This window comes from Enterobacter sp. R-1.6.2, from assembly GCF_035064085.1.
GTDB lineage: Bacteria > Pseudomonadota > Gammaproteobacteria > Enterobacterales > Enterobacteriaceae > Enterobacter > Enterobacter asburiae_B.
Genome location: NZ_JASEYI010000092.1, coordinates 1 through 1,317, shown reverse-complemented (window position 1 = coordinate 1,317; position 1,317 = coordinate 1). Strand labels below are relative to the sequence as shown.

Annotated in this window: 1 protein-coding gene and 1 pseudogene; both read left to right on the top strand. The window is 46.1% G+C overall.

What is annotated here, in order from left to right; all coding sequences use genetic code 11:
• Positions 1–288 (top strand): helix-turn-helix domain-containing protein (locus QMN93_RS25905; protein WP_323630745.1); only part of this gene is annotated, 288 nt, incomplete at its 5' end.
• Between the two features lie 730 nt (positions 289–1,018).
• Positions 1,019–1,317, top strand: a pseudogene (locus QMN93_RS25900) (helix-turn-helix domain-containing protein); the annotation flags it as partial.

The following is a 1,317-nucleotide window of genomic DNA, read 5'->3' as shown; positions in this document are numbered from 1 at the left end:
GGTGCAGTGGTCTGCGACCAGCAATTTTTAGCTAATCAGATGGGTGTTTCCACTCGGACAATTCGTCGTTGGTTAGATTATTTGGAGGAGAAGGGTGCCCTGGTAAGAATACCAGTTGCTGGAAAGGTATGTGCTTACGCTTTAGACCCTCACGAAGTCTGGAAGGGATATAACACATCAAAAGACTACTCAGCCTTTGTTACCAAGACGTTAGTAAACAAAGATGGAGAAATAAAACGCCGAATAATGGCTATGTTTTCTGGAGAGGAGAGCAGTCAAGAGCAGTAGCGAAGCGACTCTTGACGGCTCGGAACGACCCCCACCCTCGAAAAGGGGGATGGTTCGCCACAGCGAGCCATCCCCATGATAAGCAGTCCTTTAAGCATTAAATCCCATTGATAAATAAAACAGCACATCACTTTTGTAATGTGCCGCATTCCTTTGGGACCAAAAGGACTTAACCAGGAATGTAATACAGAAACTTTACCGACAAGGAGGTCATCATGATCACTTCAACAATCATCACAATCATCGGCTTAATTGGAAGCATCATCACGATTTACCGAGAGATATACCCTAAAGATAAGCACTAATCAGCCAGTATACACTCCGCTAGCGGAGTGACTGGTTCGGGGCTTTGCCCCGAAACCCCTAAAAACCGTCAGTCATGGTGATGGCTCACTATGCGAGCCATCACCAGATACAAGGTTAAATGGGCATTTTGATCGTCAAGGTCAAGCCGCTAAAGCGGTCGCCTATGGCGAACCCTGACCCTCAAAATGCCCGACCGGAGGGAGGGAGCTACCTTGAATTTCGGTGTTGTCTGTTGGTTTTCATAGAAGAGAATAGAGATAAATAACAAGTAATTGATTTTTATAAGATTGCTTTTTTCTGATAGGACACAGCTGGTGTCCGCACGTGAGGACACAGCTGGTGTCCGCATGTGGCTGGACATAGGACATATCACGTCCTATGATGGGACAAAAATGTCCTATCAAAAAGACACCGAGGGATAAAGATGATCGTAGCTTCAGAACATCAAGCAAAGCTAAGGCAGAAAGAAATACAGGAAATCGACAGGAGGGCGTCTAAAGAGCACGAGGAGGCGAAAAAGAATAGCAACTTCACCCAGACATACCCAAAGGGCTGGCAACGCATTAGAGAGCTTGTGAGAGACAAACAGGGTGCTGCCGCTATAGGTCTTTACTCATTTTTCGCTGAACACATAGATCCTACATGCGGTGCAGTGGTCTGCGACCAGCAATTTTTAGCTAATCAGATGGGTGTTTCCACTCGGACAATTCGTCGTTGGTTAGA